16 protein-coding genes are annotated in these 16489 nt (G+C 58.5%); 10 read left to right on the forward strand and 6 right to left on the reverse strand.

The features are described from left to right. The first annotated feature begins 2 nt into the window (after positions 1-2). The 10 genes from J8I82_RS16115 to J8I82_RS16160 all read left to right on the forward strand — a co-directional run bounded on the left by J8I82_RS16115 (position 3) and on the right by J8I82_RS16160 (position 9955). Complete coding sequence (locus J8I82_RS16115) at positions 3-1118, forward strand: DegT/DnrJ/EryC1/StrS family aminotransferase (RefSeq protein WP_284183079.1); 1116 nt, start codon at positions 3-5, stop codon at positions 1116-1118. Then, a complete protein-coding gene (locus J8I82_RS16120; RefSeq protein ID WP_209759151.1) occupies positions 1108-1878 on the forward strand; it encodes a formyltransferase family protein in 771 nt (256 codons plus the stop codon). The genes J8I82_RS16115 and J8I82_RS16120 overlap by 11 nt, the downstream gene beginning before the upstream one ends. Beyond that, a complete protein-coding gene (locus J8I82_RS16125) occupies positions 1865-2683 on the forward strand; it encodes a cephalosporin hydroxylase family protein (RefSeq protein ID WP_209759153.1) in 819 nt (272 codons plus the stop codon). Before J8I82_RS16120 ends, J8I82_RS16125 begins: the two co-directional genes overlap by 14 nt. A 113-nt stretch (positions 2684-2796) precedes the next feature. Then, positions 2797-3717, forward strand: a complete 921-nt coding sequence (locus J8I82_RS16130) for a glycosyltransferase family 2 protein (RefSeq protein ID WP_209759155.1) — start codon at positions 2797-2799, stop codon at positions 3715-3717. A 122-nt stretch (positions 3718-3839) separates the two neighbouring features. Further along, the gene (locus J8I82_RS16135; RefSeq protein ID WP_209759157.1) at positions 3840-4706 is read left to right on the forward strand and encodes a class I SAM-dependent methyltransferase; all 867 of its coding nucleotides are present in this window, start codon (positions 3840-3842) and stop codon (positions 4704-4706) included. A gap of 34 nt (positions 4707-4740) precedes the next feature. Next, complete coding sequence (locus J8I82_RS16140; protein ID WP_209759159.1) at positions 4741-5619, forward strand: alpha-1,2-fucosyltransferase; 879 nt, start codon at positions 4741-4743, stop codon at positions 5617-5619. Further along, positions 5616-6608 (forward strand): glycosyltransferase family 2 protein, encoded by a 993-nt coding sequence (locus J8I82_RS16145; RefSeq protein ID WP_209759161.1) that lies wholly within the window; start codon positions 5616-5618, stop codon positions 6606-6608. The genes J8I82_RS16140 and J8I82_RS16145 overlap by 4 nt, the downstream gene beginning before the upstream one ends. Before the next feature lie 22 nt (positions 6609-6630). Continuing rightward, complete coding sequence (locus tag J8I82_RS16150) at positions 6631-8106, forward strand: glycosyltransferase family 4 protein (protein WP_209759163.1); 1476 nt, start codon at positions 6631-6633, stop codon at positions 8104-8106. A gap of 23 nt (positions 8107-8129) precedes the next feature. Further along, positions 8130-9065: an NAD-dependent epimerase/dehydratase family protein gene (locus J8I82_RS16155; protein WP_209759165.1), complete on the forward strand. Its 936-nt coding sequence runs from the start codon at positions 8130-8132 to the stop codon at positions 9063-9065. Beyond that, positions 9065-9955: a glycosyltransferase family 2 protein gene (locus J8I82_RS16160; RefSeq protein WP_245179798.1), complete on the forward strand. Its 891-nt coding sequence runs from the start codon at positions 9065-9067 to the stop codon at positions 9953-9955. The genes J8I82_RS16155 and J8I82_RS16160 overlap by 1 nt, the downstream gene beginning before the upstream one ends. A gap of 30 nt (positions 9956-9985) precedes the next feature. Here the strand turns inward: J8I82_RS16160 and J8I82_RS16165 are convergent, their stop codons facing one another. Genes J8I82_RS16165 through J8I82_RS16190 form a run of 6 tightly spaced genes read right to left on the reverse strand, consistent with a single transcriptional unit; the run spans position 9986 to position 16416 of the window. Continuing rightward, on the reverse strand, positions 9986-10885 hold the full coding sequence (locus J8I82_RS16165) for a glycosyltransferase family 2 protein (protein ID WP_209759167.1): 900 nt from the start codon (positions 10883-10885) through the stop codon (positions 9986-9988). After that, entirely contained in the window at positions 10866-12218 is a 1353-nt protein-coding gene (gene wzy, locus J8I82_RS16170; RefSeq protein ID WP_209759169.1) for an O-antigen polysaccharide polymerase Wzy, read from the reverse strand. The genes J8I82_RS16165 and wzy overlap by 20 nt, the downstream gene beginning before the upstream one ends. After that, the gene (locus tag J8I82_RS16175; RefSeq protein ID WP_209759171.1) at positions 12211-13446 is read right to left on the reverse strand and encodes an MATE family efflux transporter; all 1236 of its coding nucleotides are present in this window, start codon (positions 13444-13446) and stop codon (positions 12211-12213) included. The genes wzy and J8I82_RS16175 overlap by 8 nt, the downstream gene beginning before the upstream one ends. Beyond that, a complete protein-coding gene (locus J8I82_RS16180; protein WP_209759173.1) occupies positions 13437-14261 on the reverse strand; it encodes a glycosyltransferase family 2 protein in 825 nt (274 codons plus the stop codon). Before J8I82_RS16180 ends, J8I82_RS16175 begins: the two co-directional genes overlap by 10 nt. Next, positions 14258-15415: a glycosyltransferase gene (locus J8I82_RS16185; RefSeq protein WP_209759174.1), complete on the reverse strand. Its 1158-nt coding sequence runs from the start codon at positions 15413-15415 to the stop codon at positions 14258-14260. The genes J8I82_RS16180 and J8I82_RS16185 overlap by 4 nt, the downstream gene beginning before the upstream one ends. Beyond that, the gene (locus J8I82_RS16190; protein ID WP_209759176.1) at positions 15412-16416 is read right to left on the reverse strand and encodes a glycosyltransferase family 4 protein; all 1005 of its coding nucleotides are present in this window, start codon (positions 16414-16416) and stop codon (positions 15412-15414) included. Before J8I82_RS16190 ends, J8I82_RS16185 begins: the two co-directional genes overlap by 4 nt. Positions 16417-16489 lie beyond the last annotated feature (73 nt).

Here is a 16489-nt window from a genome sequence, read left to right on the forward strand (position 1 = left end):
TCGTGTCCCGTATTTACTACACCAAGCCTTCAATTACCGAACTCGAGGTGAAATATGCAAGCGATGCCGCTGCCAATGGCTGGGGCGATCAGTGCTATGCGTATATCGAGCGGTTCGAACGCAGTTTTGCCGGGTACCTCGGTACGGATTACGCCATTGCTACGTCGAGCTGCACGGGAGCAATGCACATGGGGCTGGCAGCTCTCGGTATCGGGGCTGGCGACGAAGTCATTCTTGCAGACATCAACTGGATTGCGACAGTATCGCCGGTCGTGCACCTGGACGCGAAGCCGGTTCTTGTCGACATCCTGCCGGATACGTGGTGTCTGGATCCGGAGAAGGTCGAGGCAGCCATTACGCCCAGGACGAAAGCCATCATTGCCACACACATCTACGGCAGCCTTTGCGACATGGATCGGCTGCTGGAGATCGCTGGTCGCCATGGGATTCCGGTAATTGAAGACGCAGCAGAGGCGCTTGGATCGGTCTATCGCGGCAAGCGGGCCGGCTCGATCGGCGCCTTTGGCACGTTCTCGTTCCACGGCACCAAGACCATGACGACCGGTGAAGGCGGGATGTTCGTGACGAACGATCCCGCGCTGTACGAGCGTGTACTCACGCTCAGCAATCACGGCCGGGCCAGGGGCGAGTCCCGGCAGTTCTGGTCCGAGCGTGTTGGCTTCAAATACAAGATGTCGAACATCCAGGCCGCCATAGGCTGCGCGCAACTCGAGCGCGTCGAGGAGCTGGTGGAGAAGAAGCGGCGCATTTTTGCGCTGTACAAGGCTGCGCTGGCGCCTCTGGCACGGCTGACCCAGATGAACGTAGAGCATGCCGGTACCACCAACTGCTACTGGATGCCGACGCTGGTGTTCGATCAGCATGCCAATCTGGATCGTGATGCATTGCTGCGCATGTTCAAGGCAGAGAATATTGATGGTCGGGTTTTCTTCTGGCCGTTAAGCAAGCTAGGTGTAGAGGGCGTCCCCACCGATGTCTCGACGCCGCTCGCGCATAGCATCTCCCCACGCGCGATTAACCTTCCCAGCTACCACGACATGGGTGAGGCCGAGGTGGAGCGCGTCGCAACGGTGCTGAAGAATTTCTATGCCAGATAACCTCACGCGTGACGGTTCGGTGGGTTTTTTCGCGGACCAGGACGTCGGCCTTGCAGCCGTCCGTTACGTGCTGGAGACGCACCCGCGAGACGTTCGCTATGTAGTCACGACGGGTGACAACGACGTCGCGGCATTGTGCAGGATGCACCAGTGCAAGGTGATCTGCGTCGACGAGATTACGGAGGCTACGGCAGCGGAGCAGCTAGGCAATATCGATCTGATGGTCCTTGCCTGGTGGCCCAGAATTCTGACGAAAGACCTGATAGAAATCCCTCGCCGCGGCGTCGTGAACTTCCATCCCAGCTTGCTGCCATACAACCGCGGCAAGCATTACAACTTCTGGACGATCGTAGAAGACACTCCGTTTGGCGTGTCGCTGCATCTGGTAAATGAAGGCGTGGACCAGGGCGATATCCTTTTCCAGAGCCGGATCGAGAAGACGTGGGAGGATGATGGCGGCTCACTTTATCACGCCGCCAAGCAGGCGATGGTGGCACTGTTCGAATCGCACTACGAAGACTTGGTTACCGGTAACTACGTCGCACGACCGCAAGACCTGAAGAGCGGGAGTTTTCACCTGGCCAGGGAGTTGGATCCGGCAAGCGAGATATTTCTCGACAGGAGCTACCAGGGGCGCGAGTTGCTGAACCTTCTGCGGGCGCGGACCTTCACAGGTAATCCCTCCTGTTATTTCCATGATGGGGGAAAGAAATATGAAGTGCGTATATCAATCAAAGAGGTGAAAGATGGGGCCGATTGAAGAATTCCAGCGACGCAATGCAGAGCTGATCGAAAAGGGCGCGGCGGATGAGTCGCTGCAGCGGCTGACGCGGCAGTGGTTCGATCTGGCGAATACGTACGAGTATTCGTACCACTATGCCTGGATGTCGCGCCCCATCATCCAGTATCCGCAGGATATCGTTGCAATGCAGGAGATCATCTGGCAGGTCAAGCCGGACCTGATCATCGAGACCGGCATTGCGCACGGCGGCTCGCTGATCATGAGCGCATCCATGCTCGCGTTGCTTGACTATTGCGAAGCGGTGGAGAAGGGCACGGTGCTTGATCCAAAGGCCAGCCGTCGGCGTGTCATTGGCATCGACATCGATATTCGCCAGCATAACCGGCAGGCCATGGAAGCCCATCCGATGGCTCATCGCATCGACATGATCCAGGGGTCGTCGGTGGATCCGGCCATCGTGCGTCAGGTGCACGATATGGCCAAGGGATACGAGCGGGTGCTGGTATGCCTCGATTCGAACCACACACATGATCATGTGCTTCAAGAGTTGGAGGCCTACGCGCCGCTGGCTAGTATGGACAGCTATTGCGTGGTGTTCGATACCGTGGTCGAAGACTTGCCGGACGCGGCCTCTGTCAACCGACCGTGGGGTAAGGGCAATAACCCGAAGACTGCCGTCTACGAGTATCTGCGTCGACTTGATTTAGGGAAGGAGATGGGCAAAGACGGAGCGCCGCTAGCGTTTGAGATTGACAAGGGTGTTGAAAACAAACTGCTTATTACTGTGGCACCTGACGGTTTTCTGAAGCGGATCGCTCGATAGAGTCGGTGGGTTTCCATCCCCCGGCGGTGCCGAGGTGTTGATGCATGTGGATCGCTTTTGTGTAGAGGGTCTGAGATATTCCAACTTTTGTAAAGAAAAGGTCGTCAACTAGTATGTCTATCGGAGAAAGTTCGCCTGAGCATGCACACCGGCCATTGGTAAGCGTGGGAATTCCGACTTTCAATCGTCCGGAAGGCCTGCGGCGGACCTTATGTCAGATCCTCGCTCAAACACACAGGAATCTCGAGGTAATCGTCTCGGACAACGCGTCGACTAACCCGGAGGTCGAACTAGTCGGAAGGGAGTTCGCGGCGAAGGACGGTCGGGTTCGATATATCCGCCAGCCAGCAAATATCGGTGCAATGCCAAACTTTAAATATGTATTGCAAAGTGCGACTGGCGACTATTTCATGTGGGCTGCGGACGATGACGAGTGGTCGCCTCTGTTTATCGAGAAATGTCTTTCGGCATCTGCGCAAGGGGAGACCGTTGCCTGTAAGTTCGACACGCTCTTTCGAATCGCCGATCGGCGCGAAAGCAATCCCGTGCCGACACTGAATCCGGCCTGCAGTGCGCTCGCTAACGTCAAGGAATTTCTCCAATGCATGCAGCCCAGTTTGATTTACGGCTTGCATAAGCGGGCTTCATTAGAGTATTTCAATAAGCTGCCCACGTTCGACTTCGTGGACTGTTATTTTGTATTCCGACAGATTCTAGGGCCGGGCGTCAAGACGATTCCTGATGTGCTATACACTGCGGGGGTCGATGCAGTTTCTTATGAGATTAAGTATGTCGACGCCCATGCTAAGAAATTTGATTATGCTCCTTTCTATCTGCGGACTGCCGCGCTGATGCTGTTGACGCGAAGCTTGCCGTTGCGAGAAAGGCTGGAAGCCCTAAAGGCTTTCAATCGGACCATATATGGACTCATCAGGCATCATGAGAATTGTGACGATCCTCGTCCCCTCCTCGTAAGGCAGGTTTGGCGGTTTTGGCGCCGGGCCTTGGTGCCACGATGGTTTATGTCGCTCTAATCTATGCTGAATGCATAGGTTAAGAGCGTTGGATGTACTTGATTTGTATGATCGGGATCAAAGTGAATAGAGAGAGAAGCTCGATGCTCCGGAGATCACGCGGGCTATTTCAGCATTTCCTGTTGAAATTGCTGACGAAGTCGCTGAGTGAAGAAACGCGAATTCGTTATGCGGACGCTGCGCCTGTTGTGGATATACTCGTCAAGACCCATCCCGAAGACTGCACTGCAGTACTTCAACATTTGCTTGGGGACTCCAAGGGTTCTCCTACTTCGCACAACGATATCGACGAGATTGTAAATTTCTCAGCATATTGGCGCAATAAATGGATTGCCGAAAAGGCCGCAACCTTGCCAGCCGGCGCAAGAGTCCTTGACGCAGGAGCCGGGCAGTGCCAGTACAAATCACTGTTTGCTCATGCAAAATATCACGCGCAGGATTTCGCGCAGTACGAAGGTACGGAGCAAGGACCGCTGCAGGAGAGCTGGAACTATGCAAAGCTCGATTATATTTGTGACATAACGCAGCTTCCGATTGAAGACGGCAGCTTCGATGCTGTGGTGTGCACCGAGGTTCTCGAGCATGTGCCGGATCCCATTGCAGCATTGCGCGAACTCTGTCGTGTCACTGGCCCCAGCGGGCGACTGTTCCTATCCGCGCCGCTTGGTAGCGGCATCCATCAGGAGCCATACCATTTTTACGGCGGTTTCTCGCCGTATTTTTACCGAAAGTTTTTGGCCGAATTTGGCTGTGAAGTCGTCGAAATAAAGCCCATCGGGGGATTGCTACGCCACGTTGCTCAGGAAGTCCATAGGGTAGCGCGGACGATGGAAGCGGCACAGCAAGCAATGTCACCAGCGCAACGATTCGTGATGACGGATTGGCTGCCGCGATTACTCAGTGAAATGGACGACAAGTGTTTTGTTGAGCAGTTCACGGTGGGCTATCTTGTCGAGGCTCGCAAGTGTGTAAATGACTTAGCATCCTGAGTCACATTCAGGAAGCCAACTTAAACGTGAACCAATGATCATTGCCAACCTCATCGGCGGCCTTGGAAACCAGATGTTCCAGTACGCCACAGGCCGGGCCGTCGCGCATCGCTACGGTGTGCCGTTGCTGCTCGATGCTAGCGGGTTCGCCCATTACGATCTGCGCCGTTATGAATTGGGCGAACTTTCGATCCGGGCTACGGTGGCGACCGAGGATGAACTCACGCGTGCCGGCGTGAAGCCGTGTGCGCCAACGCTGTTCAAGCGGGTCAGCAAGGCGCTGGGCTTCGACCGGCCGGCAAACCAGCTCAAGGAAGCTTCCTTTACCTACGACGCACGCGTCGAGCAGGTGACGCCGCCCGTTTACCTCGATGGCTACTGGCAAAGCGAACGCTATTTCGTTCAGATTGCGGACTTGCTGCGGCAGGAATTCATGCTGAAGGAGCCCGCCGACGCGGCAAATTCTCGTATCGGTGCTCAGATCAGCGAGGCCGGCGCGAGCGCAGTGTCACTGCATATCCGCCGCGGCGACTACGTGAATAATCCGCAAACTGCGCAGTACCACGGTGTGTGCTCGCTCGACTACTACCGCGCCGCCGTCAATTACGTCGCGGCACGAGTTTCGTCCCCGCACTTCTTTGTCTTCTCCGATGACCATGCATGGGTGAGCGAGAATTTCCGGCTTGACCATGCCGTAACGCTGGTCGACGTGAATGGAGCGGATCGTGGCGTCTGGGATATGGCGCTGATGAAATCATGCCGCCACCATGTCATCGCCAACAGCTCTTTCAGCTGGTGGGGCGCATGGCTTAATCCTCATGCAGACAAGATCGTGGTAGCGCCCGAGCGCTGGTTCAGCGGTGCTTCCCACGATACGAGCGACCTGATTCCGGCTACCTGGACCCGACTATGACGACGCCCTTGATCAGCGTGGTACTGCCGGTCTACAACGGTGCCGGCGATGTAGAGAAGGCTGTCGACAGCATTCTGACGCAGACCTTTACCGACTACGAGCTCATCATCATCAACGACGGCTCGAAGGATGATTCGGCCAGCGTGCTCGAATCCCTGCGCGATCCGCGTATTCGCTTGTACCACCAGGACAACATGGGCCTGGCCGGCACGTTGAACCGAGGCATCGACCTGGCACGCGGGCGCTATATTGCCCGGCAGGATCAGGATGATTTGTCTCATCCCGAGCGCTTTGCGCGCCAAGTGGAGTTCCTGGAGAATAATCCGGAGCATGGCTTGCTGGGTACTGCTGCGCAGATCTGGGTTGGCGATACGCCGACGGAGCGTGCCCACGATCATCCGACCGAGCATGGCGCACTCAGCTTCGAGTTGTTGTTCAACAATCCGTTCGTGCATAGCTCGATCATGATGCGCAAAGCCACCGTCGAGGCAGTTGGTGGATACACGACCGATGCGGCGCGGCAACCGCCCGAGGACTATGAACTCTGGTCGCGCATGGCACGGCGCGGACGAGTGGCTAACCTGGCCGAGCGCTTGCTGATATATCGTGAGGTGCCGGCGAGCATGTCACGTACGGGGCCGAATCCGTTCATGGAGCGCCTGGTGCTGATCTGTGCGGAGAATATCGCCGCCGTACTGGGACAGCGCGAGCCCTCGCAATACGTCCTCGATGTTGCGGCGCTGACGCATTCGGCCCTGCATCGCCTGTCCCCTCGACCGGATATTGAACGCATGTGCCAGGTCGTGCGCGATGCGGGCCAAAGACTTGCAGCGCAATCGCCGCAATCGGACGTGCCTCAGAGAATGGAAGCTCGCATCCAGAGCCTGCGCCATCAATATCTGATCCAGAAGCACAACATGAGCTGGGCCCGGCCGATCGCGCGCGCGGTACGCGATTTTGGCCGTCGGCTTGGGATCCTGACTCGCTGACTGCAAATCAAGGGACGATGTCATGCGGATACTATTCTGCTGCGAGTTCTATTACCCGAGTGTAGGCGGGGTCCAGGAAGTCATGCGCCACCTGGCCGAGCGGCTCGTGCAACGGGGCCATCACGTGACCGTTGCCACGACACGTCTGGCTGAGCGCGACTTCACCGAGCACAACGGCGTGCACATCGTCGAGTTCGGCGTGACCGGCAACTCGGTGCGCGGCATGCACGGCGAAGTGGAGCGCTACCGGGACTTCGTGACGGCCTTTGATGGCGATGCGCTGATGATCAAGGCTGCGCAGCAATGGACCTTCGACGCCCTGTGGCCTGTCCTCGACCTTATCCGCGTTCGCAAGGTGTTCATACCTTGCGGATTCTCCGGGCTATATGAGCCGTCCTACGCCGAGTACTTTGAAGCATTGCCGGATGTGCTGCGCAAGTTCGATCACCTGATCTTCTATGCTGAACGGTATCGGGATATCGACTTCGCGCGGCAGCATCACCTCGAGCATCACACCATCCTGCCAAACGGCGCGTGCGAGATCGAATTCTCGGTGCAACAGGACAAGATGTTCCGGCGGCGGCACAACATCCCGGCTAGCAGCTTCGTCTTCCTCACCGTCGGCAGCGTCACCGGCGTCAAGGGCCACAAGGAGATTGCCGAAGCGTTTGCCCGGCTGCGCAACGGGCGCCGCCATGTCACGCTGATCCTGAACGGCAATCCTCCACCAGCACCGGCGGTGGTGATTCCCGAGCCGGCGAATGAGGGGGCGGGGAGCAAGGAGTCGTCCGCCGCGGGTACGGCAGCGAAGCGATTGCTGGGCTCGCTCGGACGGCGCGTGCGTCGCGTGTCGGGACTTGCATGGCGTTCGTTTGGCGTCATCCGACGCGAAGGCTGGGCCGGCATCCGTACCCGCATCTATGCACTTGCAGCAGCGCAGCTTGAAGCTGCTGGGCACATCAACTGGCTGCCGGGCCGCATGCGCAAGGCTGCAGATCCCATTCGTTTTTGGGTGGATCGCGCCAGCGGGCAAGCGAACAAGCAAGTGCTGAAGATCAATCTGGGGCGTCAGGAACTGGTCCAGGCCTACATGAACGCCGACCTGTTCGTGTTCGCATCGAATATCGAATACTCGCCTTTGGTCCTGTTCGAGACCGCTGCGGCGGGAACACCTTTCCTTTCGGTTCCCGTTGGCAACGCCGACGAGATCGCGCGGTGGACCGGTGGCGGTGTGATATGTCCCGCGCCCAAGGATGAGCGCGGCTATACCCGTGCAGTTCCGGAGCAGTTTGCGGCCGAGATGAAGCGTCTGATGGAGTCCCCCGCCCAGCTTGCGGAACTCGGCGACGTAGCGCGCGCGCGCTGGCAGCAGCAATTCACTTGGGCACGAATAGCCGATCGCTACGAGGCGATCCTGCGTGGTGCGCAAGCTGTCGAAACGGAAGCAGTGTTGCCTTGCCGTCCCGATCATGATGGCTGTGTTCGCCTTCAGGGATGAAGGCTGGAAAGGGTGGACCTACCATGCGTAGTTGTGTAATTGGCGGTGCTGGTTTTATTGGCCAGTGGCTTGTACGGGAACTGCTTGCTTCAGGGCGGGACGTGCTTGTGCTGGGCCGGCGTGCAGAACGCCCTGCCGGCCTGTCTGACGCCGTCGCATATGGGTCGGTTGGCCAGGAAAACGTGAACTGGCTCGACAAGCTGGCGGGCGTCGACGAGGTGATCGACCTCGCCTACGCTACCGTGCCGCAGACCAGCTATGCCGATCCGGTGTTCGACATCCTCGCCAACCTCCCGCCGACGGTCGGCCTACTGGAGGCGGCACGACAACTGCTGTTGCGTAAGCTGGTGGTGGTTTCCTCGGGAGGCACGGTCTACGGGCATGCCGACAGGCTGCCGCTCGTGGAAACAAGCACCACCAACCCGGTCTCGCCATACGGCATCACCAAGCTTACGCAGGAGAAATATGCGCTGATGTTCCAGCGCCTGCATGGCATACCGGTGAGCATTGTCAGGCCCGCCAACGCATACGGCGTGGGGCAGAAGCCATTTACGGGCCAGGGCTTTATCGCGACGGCGATGGGAGCGATCCTGCAGCAGCAGGAAGTCACGGTATTTGGCGAGTCGGGCACGGTCCGTGACTACATCCACGTGGCGGATGTTGCCAGAGGCATCGTGGCGGTTTTGGAGAGCGGCGGAGTGGGTGAGATTTACAACATCGGTTCCGGCATCGGCCGGAACAACCGCGAGGTCCTTTCCGCCATCGAACCGATTGCAGCCAGACACGGGCTTTCGGTCAAGGTCCGTTTCGCGGAAGCGCGGCAGTTTGATGTTTCGGCCAACGTCCTCGACAGCGCCAAGCTTATGCGTTGCTCGGGGTGGCAGCCGAAGGAGAACTTCGATGCGGGGCTCGCTGCCATGTGGGCTGCTATCGCGAGCGATATGGGGTGGCAGCGCTGATGAATCAGGATTCCGGCATGGCGCCCACTATCTCGATCCTGCTTCCGGCGTGGAACGCCGAGCAAACGCTTGCCTTGGCATTGCGCTCGCTGCTGGCGCAGACTTTTAGGGATTTCGAGGTTCTGGTTCTTGATGATGGTTCCGCCGACGGAACTGTGGCCGTGGCAAAAGGCATCGCCGATCCGCGCGTGCGGGTCATCGAGGACGGTCGCCGGTTGGGCCTTGCGCGCCGGCTAAACCTTGGCATCGATATGGCGCGCGGCCGCTATATTGCGCGCATGGACGCGGACGACGTGAGTTTTCCGGAGCGCTTCGCGCGACAGGTGGGCTTTCTCGATGCGCACCCGGATGTCGATCTGGTAGGTTGCCGTGCCGTGGCTTTCCGCAGCGATGGCGAAATCCTTGGGCTGCTGCCATTTGCCGGTTCGCATGAAGCCATGTGCGCGCGCCCGTGGCGAGGCATCCCGTTACCTCACCCGGGCTGGATGGGACGCCGTGAGTGGTTTATCCGCTATCACTACGGCTTGCCTGAAGTCATGCGCGCGGAAGATCAGGAACTGCTGTTGCGAAGCCATGCCGAAAGCCGCTTTGCATGCTTGGAAGAGGTACTGCTGGGGTATCGTCAGGGAAGCTTCAACCTGCGCAAGACCCTGCTGGCACGTCGATCGCTGCTGGCCGCACAGCTCAGGTATTTCGTCGGGCAGCGCCAGATGTCGTATGCGCTCGGCGCACTCGCGCTGACTGCCGCGCGCGTTGCCGTGGACGTGCTGGCCTCCTTGCCGCGTGCAGACAGGCTTTACTTCGTGCGCATGTCGGAGCGACCGCCATCGGAAGCTGTCCGGATACTGCGCAGCAGCCTGGATCGATGTGACGCGCTTTCGCGCGCATAGGCCCAGCTGAATTTGCGGGGTGGACGCAGCCTATGCCCGTCCCATGACACGGCGCGCGATGACGCGACTTGCACGCGACAGCGCTGCGCTCACCCGGCCTTCGACATACCAGCACAGCATCAGCGCGGCATTGCAGCGGGCGTCGGCCTGCTTTAGCGCCTTGCGATTCTTGAGCAGGAACCGCGCAGTGTTGTACAGCGCATAGGCTTCATAGGAAAGGCGCCCGCGTCCCCGGGCGCCGCCGGTTGCCTGCGAGGGCGGCAGGTTGATCTGCAGCGCCCGCGGCTCGTACGTGATCCTGCATCCCCGTGCGCGCGAACGCACCAGGAAATCGGTTTCTTCACGATAGCAGTTGCCGACGTATTGCGTGTCGAAGTCAATTGCCTTGGCTGCTTCAGTGCGGATCAGGAATGATGCATGGCAGACCGGCACTTCGAGCGGGCCGTGTGCCAGTGCCGCAAAGTCAAACTCCAGCCTGCTCAGGTTGACCACTTGGTCGACCGTGAATGCGGTCTTGCGCCGGGCGATGACGGCGGCCTCGGTATCCTTGTCGTCGCAAAGGTAGAGCGCGGATGCCCCAACGATATCGCTTGAGGTTTCTCTTGCCGTCTGCAGGAGGATGGCCAGAGCGCCCGGGCTCAGCATCGAGTCATCGTCACCGAAATAGACGAATTCAGTGCGCGCGAGTGCCTTGCCCCGGTTCTTGGAGGTGGTTTGCTTTCCGTTGACGTCGTTGCGCAAATACGTCACCTGCGGAAAACGCTCCATTAGCTGCTTCGCCACGCGAGACGTATCGTCCGGCGAACAATCGTCCACGAGAACCAGCTGTGCTACTTCAGGCTGGAGGTAGGAAGGAATCGTCCGCTCAAGCAGATGGGCGCGCTTGTAGGTTGGGACGACGACGGTTACCTTAGGCAGGCTGTCTGACATGAACCTTGGCGATAACGTGGACGAGTGCGGCAAACAGTGCGGCCTTGAGCAGCGGCACCACGAAGAACAGTTGGTTCTCGCGCGGCACCAAGAGGAAGAACGGCAGTGTAGCGGCAAAAACAAACAAGCCACGCTGTGACATCTGTGCGGCGCGATAGAGCAAGCGCAGGCAGCCTCCTGTGAACAATCCGGCAACGAGCGGTCCAAACAATGGCGAGTAGAGCATCGACTCCGCCACCGCCGAGCCGCCCATGCCCTTGCCGTTCAAGTACATTTCTGCGTCGACGATAAAGGACACGCGGTGCGCGAGGCTTGCTGTTTGATGCGCAAAATCCAGGGTTTGTCCCAGCGGGAGATCGCCAAGATAGCGGTGGTAGCCATCAATACACAGGGCAAATGTCGACCGGACGCCGTCGACAAAGGGAACGAATGACGCCAGGTTCTTCAACGTCGAGACTACGAAAATAAGGCTGACACCCTGGCCGTAGAAAAAGCCAAAGAATGCCTCAAACGGGTCGGCTGAAATAGCGGTCGCAACAGGCATACCCATGCGGACGCGCCCGACGATGTCGGCGACCAGGGCCATTCCGATTGCCGCGCACCCTGCTTTCCACAATGACACCTTGATCTGCTGTGTCGTAACGAAGAGCCAGGTCAAGGCGATGACCTGCGCCATCGGGATTCCGCGCGCTCCCTTGAACATGTCCAGTAGACAGAGTAGCAGCCCAACACCGTATGCCATGAACGCCAAGCGCAGTCGGGGACGCGAGGCCAGGAAGGCAAACACGCAGAGTACAAGCCAGCCGCCAAGCGCATAAGGCAAGCCGCCAGGGCCGCCATACTTGTAGAGCGCGAGATAGTCGCCGCTCCTCCATGTGCCAATATTGACATACACGCGATAAAGCGTGAACGGCAAGAACACCAGGCCGGCCCGCAAGGCAAAGGTGCCGAGATACTCGTCCCGGCGCTGCATGAGTTCGCCGAGCTTGCCTGCGGTAAGCGCGATTCCACAAAGGAACAAGCAAATGGCGGACAGGGCCTTGGATACGAGCACTTCGTCCATCGGGCCCATCAGGAACCAGTCGCCATAGCGGTAGTCCGCCCAACCAGAGATATAGGTGATGAGGAAGCGGCTCACCAGAAACAGGCTGGTCGTGAGACACAACAGCAACGCCGGATTGAACCTGCTCGAAGAGGCTTGGCTTGCCCTGTGCACGCATAGAAAGAATGTCAGCGCGGTGAGCGGTGCCTGCCAGCTGAGCACGCCATAGGCGCCGCTGACCAGGTTAGCAATGGCAAGCACCAGTATTGCCGCAAAGGAATAATTAGGCATCCTGGGTCCTTAGGAATAAGACGAGTGCAACAGACAGGAGGATGAGGTTCGCGATGGCGTATGCCATTGCCGCACCAGGCAGGCCGGCCATGCCTGTGAGTATGTATGTGGCCACCACGAAGCAGCCCGAAAAGGCCAGTTCGAGAGCCCAGGAAAGGCGAAGATTCCTTTGATAGATAAAGAATGCCACCAACGGCATTGCCAGAGCCTTGAATGCATCCCCGAGCAACTCGATCCACAGCAGTGGCGAAATGCCGGCATATTCTTCAGAGTACAGAATCCTGACGACGATGTCCGCGCCGCCCCACAGGATCGTTACGCCAACCGCAAAACCCGCTGCCACCAGCAATCCATAAGCTGGCAGCTTGGCTTTCAGCGCGAGACGGGGCGTGCTGCTGCGGAATACTTCCGGCAGCAGCACAAAGCTGACCACAGCCTGTGCCATCGCGATTACCGCGTCCGAGATGCGGAACATCCCTTGCCACAGGCCTGCCGCTTCCGGGCTCACCTGCAACGACACGATCTGTCGCACCGCGATGACAGCCGCTGTACCGACGACTGCAGGCGCCAGGGCAATCGCCACATATGGTGCCAGGGAACGCGCGGCAGCCAGTCCTTCGCCAGTCCGCGCGGCCCCGGCGTGCCAGCGGGTACGAGTGCCGGTAGCCACCGCGATCCAGATCACCAGCGTTGCGGCGAAGCCGGCAACCATCGCATGAACTGCACTTTGCACCGAGCCCGGGGTGACGAATATCCAGTAACTCAATAGTCCCGTGACGCCGGAGAACGCCACCACCATGGCATTGAGGCGTGAACGGCCCTGTGCGAGAACTGTGGACTGGATCTGCAAGGCAAGGCCGGCAAGCAATGCCAGCGCCAGGGCCGCGGCCGGCCCCAGTGCCATGGCACCGCTGACAATGCCAATCTGCCGGAATGTCGCATGCCAGATGGCAATGATCACTGGTACGCCCAGCGCAAACAGCATCCCGCCAGTCAGCCAGCGGGCGCGGGCCCGTGCGTCTTGCGACGGCGCGGAAAGCTGCGCGACGAGACCCTGCGAGATGCCACCATTCGCAAATGTGGTGTAGAGGGTGGCAAGGCTGAAGACATTACCCCACACACCGAAAGCGGCCGGGCCCAGTTGTGTGGACAGTATCTTGTTGGCGGCAAGGCCGCAAAGCAACTTCAGGAGAACGCCCAGACCCGAGATCAGCGCGTTCAATGCCATGGAGGCGATGCCAGTGTCTGTAGGGGACTTGAGACGCGGGCCACCAGTCGCGAGGTCATGGCGTTAAACAGGTAACTCGCAAGGAAAAATGCGGACGTAATCTTGCCGAACCCCTCCATCGTGCGCATGATGAACCAGACGGAGTGCGCGGAACGGAATTTGTTCGAGGAGAACGAACGCTTGCGTACACGGTACCAGGCCAGCGCCTTGGGCAGTCGCTCTCCGCGCAGGCCACCCTTGATAAGTATCGCCCAGGCGGCAAAGTCCTCCGCGACCAGGCCAGGTGGCATGGCGGGGAAAACGCCGTCGCCGGCAATTTTCCGCTTGAGCATAACCGCCAGGCATCCGATACCGCGTCGTGCATTATGGGAAAATAATGTCAGCCGGTTTGGTCCGCAAATCTTTGATAATGGGCGGCCGCTGCCGTCTTCAAATGGAATATAGTCGTGATAACTGAAATCCAGGTCATGACTGCGCATGAACCTGACTTGCTGTTCCAGCTTGTCGGCATCCCAGATGTCGTCGGCATCGAGAAAGGCAATATACTCTCCCGTTGCGGCCGCAATTCCGGTATTGCGCGCACGTGCGGGACCATATGCAGTGGGGTTGGTAATAACACGGATGCGCGGATCGGATGCAGCAAGGCGAGCGAGGACGGCGGCCGTCTCGCCATTTGAGCCATCATCGACCAAAATCCATTCGAAATCGGTGAGGCTCTGCTGAAAAATCGAACTGGCGGTCGCGCCAATATACTTCCCGTCATTATGAACGGGCGTAATGACGCTAACCAGTCTGTTCGCGCTCGGTGTGATCATTGTGCAAGGAGAAGCAGTTCCAGTCGACGGGTCTGCGATGCCTGCGAGTATAAAGCATCGAATGCAGCGAATGCTGCATTTCTCAGGGAGGCCCGATCGCCGGTTTGTAAGATTCTGTGAAGGTTCTGTGTCATTTCAGCCACATCTTCCACCACGCAAATAGCTTGACGATAGCGGTCGTCGGAGAGCATCGCCTCATATCCGACGGCTGCGTTGGGCATGCAGATCACCGGAAGGCCGAAGGACAAAGCTTCGGCTACCTTGGTCTTCATGCCGCTGCCCCAACTCACGGGGGCGAGGTAAACGCTTGCGGAGGCAAAGGCAGCAGACATACGGCCCGGTTCGGGACTGTCGATGACATGCAGCCACGGGTAAGGCTCGGCCATTTCGGCTGCACGCGCGCCCGCAACAACAAACTGGACGGTCGAACCGCTGTCGGTGAACGTCTTTGCCACGTCGGCAAAGTGTCGCAACGCGGTTTGGTTCGGCGCAAAGCCGAAGTGGGCAGTGAACAATACTTTTGCAGGCCGATGCGTGTTCGCCCTTCCGATCATCTCGGGCACCCCGCGAGACAGTGAGATGGGCAATATGCCGGTACGCGCCGGTATGCCATATTCGCTAGCGAACAGTGAGCGATCGGCCTCCGTGATAAAGGTCATGAAATCGGCGGAGCGGCTCGGGGCCTCGGCGTGGCGAATCAGCTGGGTGTCCAGTGCGTCGCACACTCTCTGTAACAAATTTTCGCCTCTGTGCTGGCCCTTCAGCACAGCTTCCACATTGTCGCTCAGAATCCCGAATGTCTTGCCTGGCACCTCTTTTCGGATGCCGGACATGAGCCGGCCCAGGCGCGAGTTGTGGAACAGTATGACGTCCGCCTCGCGCGCCTCGCGCGCTAACTTGCTGCGGTATGTCATCAAGTAGGTGGGACAAAGCCCCAGGCGTGCCACTATGTCCCTGAGCTTGTTCTTTTTCAGGTAGATGCGCTTGCAGGAAGCGGGAAATTCGAATTTTTCCACGCTACCCATCGACTTGCTCATCACTGTAAGCCGGCTAACGGTGGGCGATGCGCATAGCGCCTGGGCCAGAGACCGAAGATAGAGGCCACCGCCGGAAAGCTCCTGAAGCCCATTGGGTGAAATCAGCAGGACGTTCACGAATTTTTCAGCTGAAGTTGTGCGCGAATCTGGTTGCAGAAGCGCTCGATGGAAAAAGAAGTCTGAATGAATGCGTGCATGGCGCCGGGATCACTATTCTGTCGCAGACGCTCAAAAATCGGCGTAGTTTGCCGGATGAATTCCTGGCTGTCTGTCGGCAGTTCGCTGACCCAGGGCAGGCCGCATCGCAAGAACACGTCGCAGGCGCCGACGCGGGTGCCCAACACGCTGACGCCGGAAGCGAGCGCCTCGAGCGTGACGAGTTCGAACCCTTCGAACAGGGACGGCAGCACCATGACGTCAATCATGTCGTAGAACGTTGACATCTGATTTGGCAGAAGGCCAGGAAGGATTTTGATGCCCGGAACGTCCTTCAGTGCGGGTGGTACCTGGCTGGTCGTCGCAATGACCAGTTGCATGTCCGGCCGGGTGCCGACCCATCGCGCAATTTCAATCAGGTATGGCAAGCCTTTGCCATATTCAAGCCGCCCGGCAAAGCCAAGCCGGACGACGCCGTCGGTGAATTTCTGTCTGGCGTGGAACAGCGAGGCATCGATGCCATTGTGTATCACAAGGCACTTTTCGGCGGGTACGCGGTGATGATCGACGCACAGATCGCGTACAGCTTCGGAAACGCAAATTACCTTTTGGGCAAAATGCATGGTGAGACCTTCGAGGCGCGCCAGGATGTGCATTCCCAGAAAACGGTTGCCCGACTTGGCGAGGGCACGAATATAGCCGGCGGCAGATCCGTGGACGATTACCGCATCGGCCGGGTAGAGCGGCGTGTACGAGGAATTTGAAATGGTCAGGAACTTGCCGCCGAATAATCTTTTCACCCATAGCCACAGGGAGGCAGCGACCGGAAAGGCGAACTGTGCAAGCCGCGTACCGCGCAGGAATTGTGGTAAAACCATGGTTTCGTCGACCAGGGTTACTTTGGCGCCATATGTGGCCAGATCATTCTGGAGCAGTTGTACGACGCGCTCGACGCCGCCCATGTTATTTACCCCGTTACGCGATACAAGAAAAATAGGCGAGAGCATGGAAAATACTGTAGTCGTGCGGTTGCAC

It is taken from the genome of Cupriavidus consociatus, from assembly GCF_017814975.1.
In the GTDB taxonomy this organism is placed as follows: domain Bacteria; phylum Pseudomonadota; class Gammaproteobacteria; order Burkholderiales; family Burkholderiaceae; genus Cupriavidus; species Cupriavidus consociatus.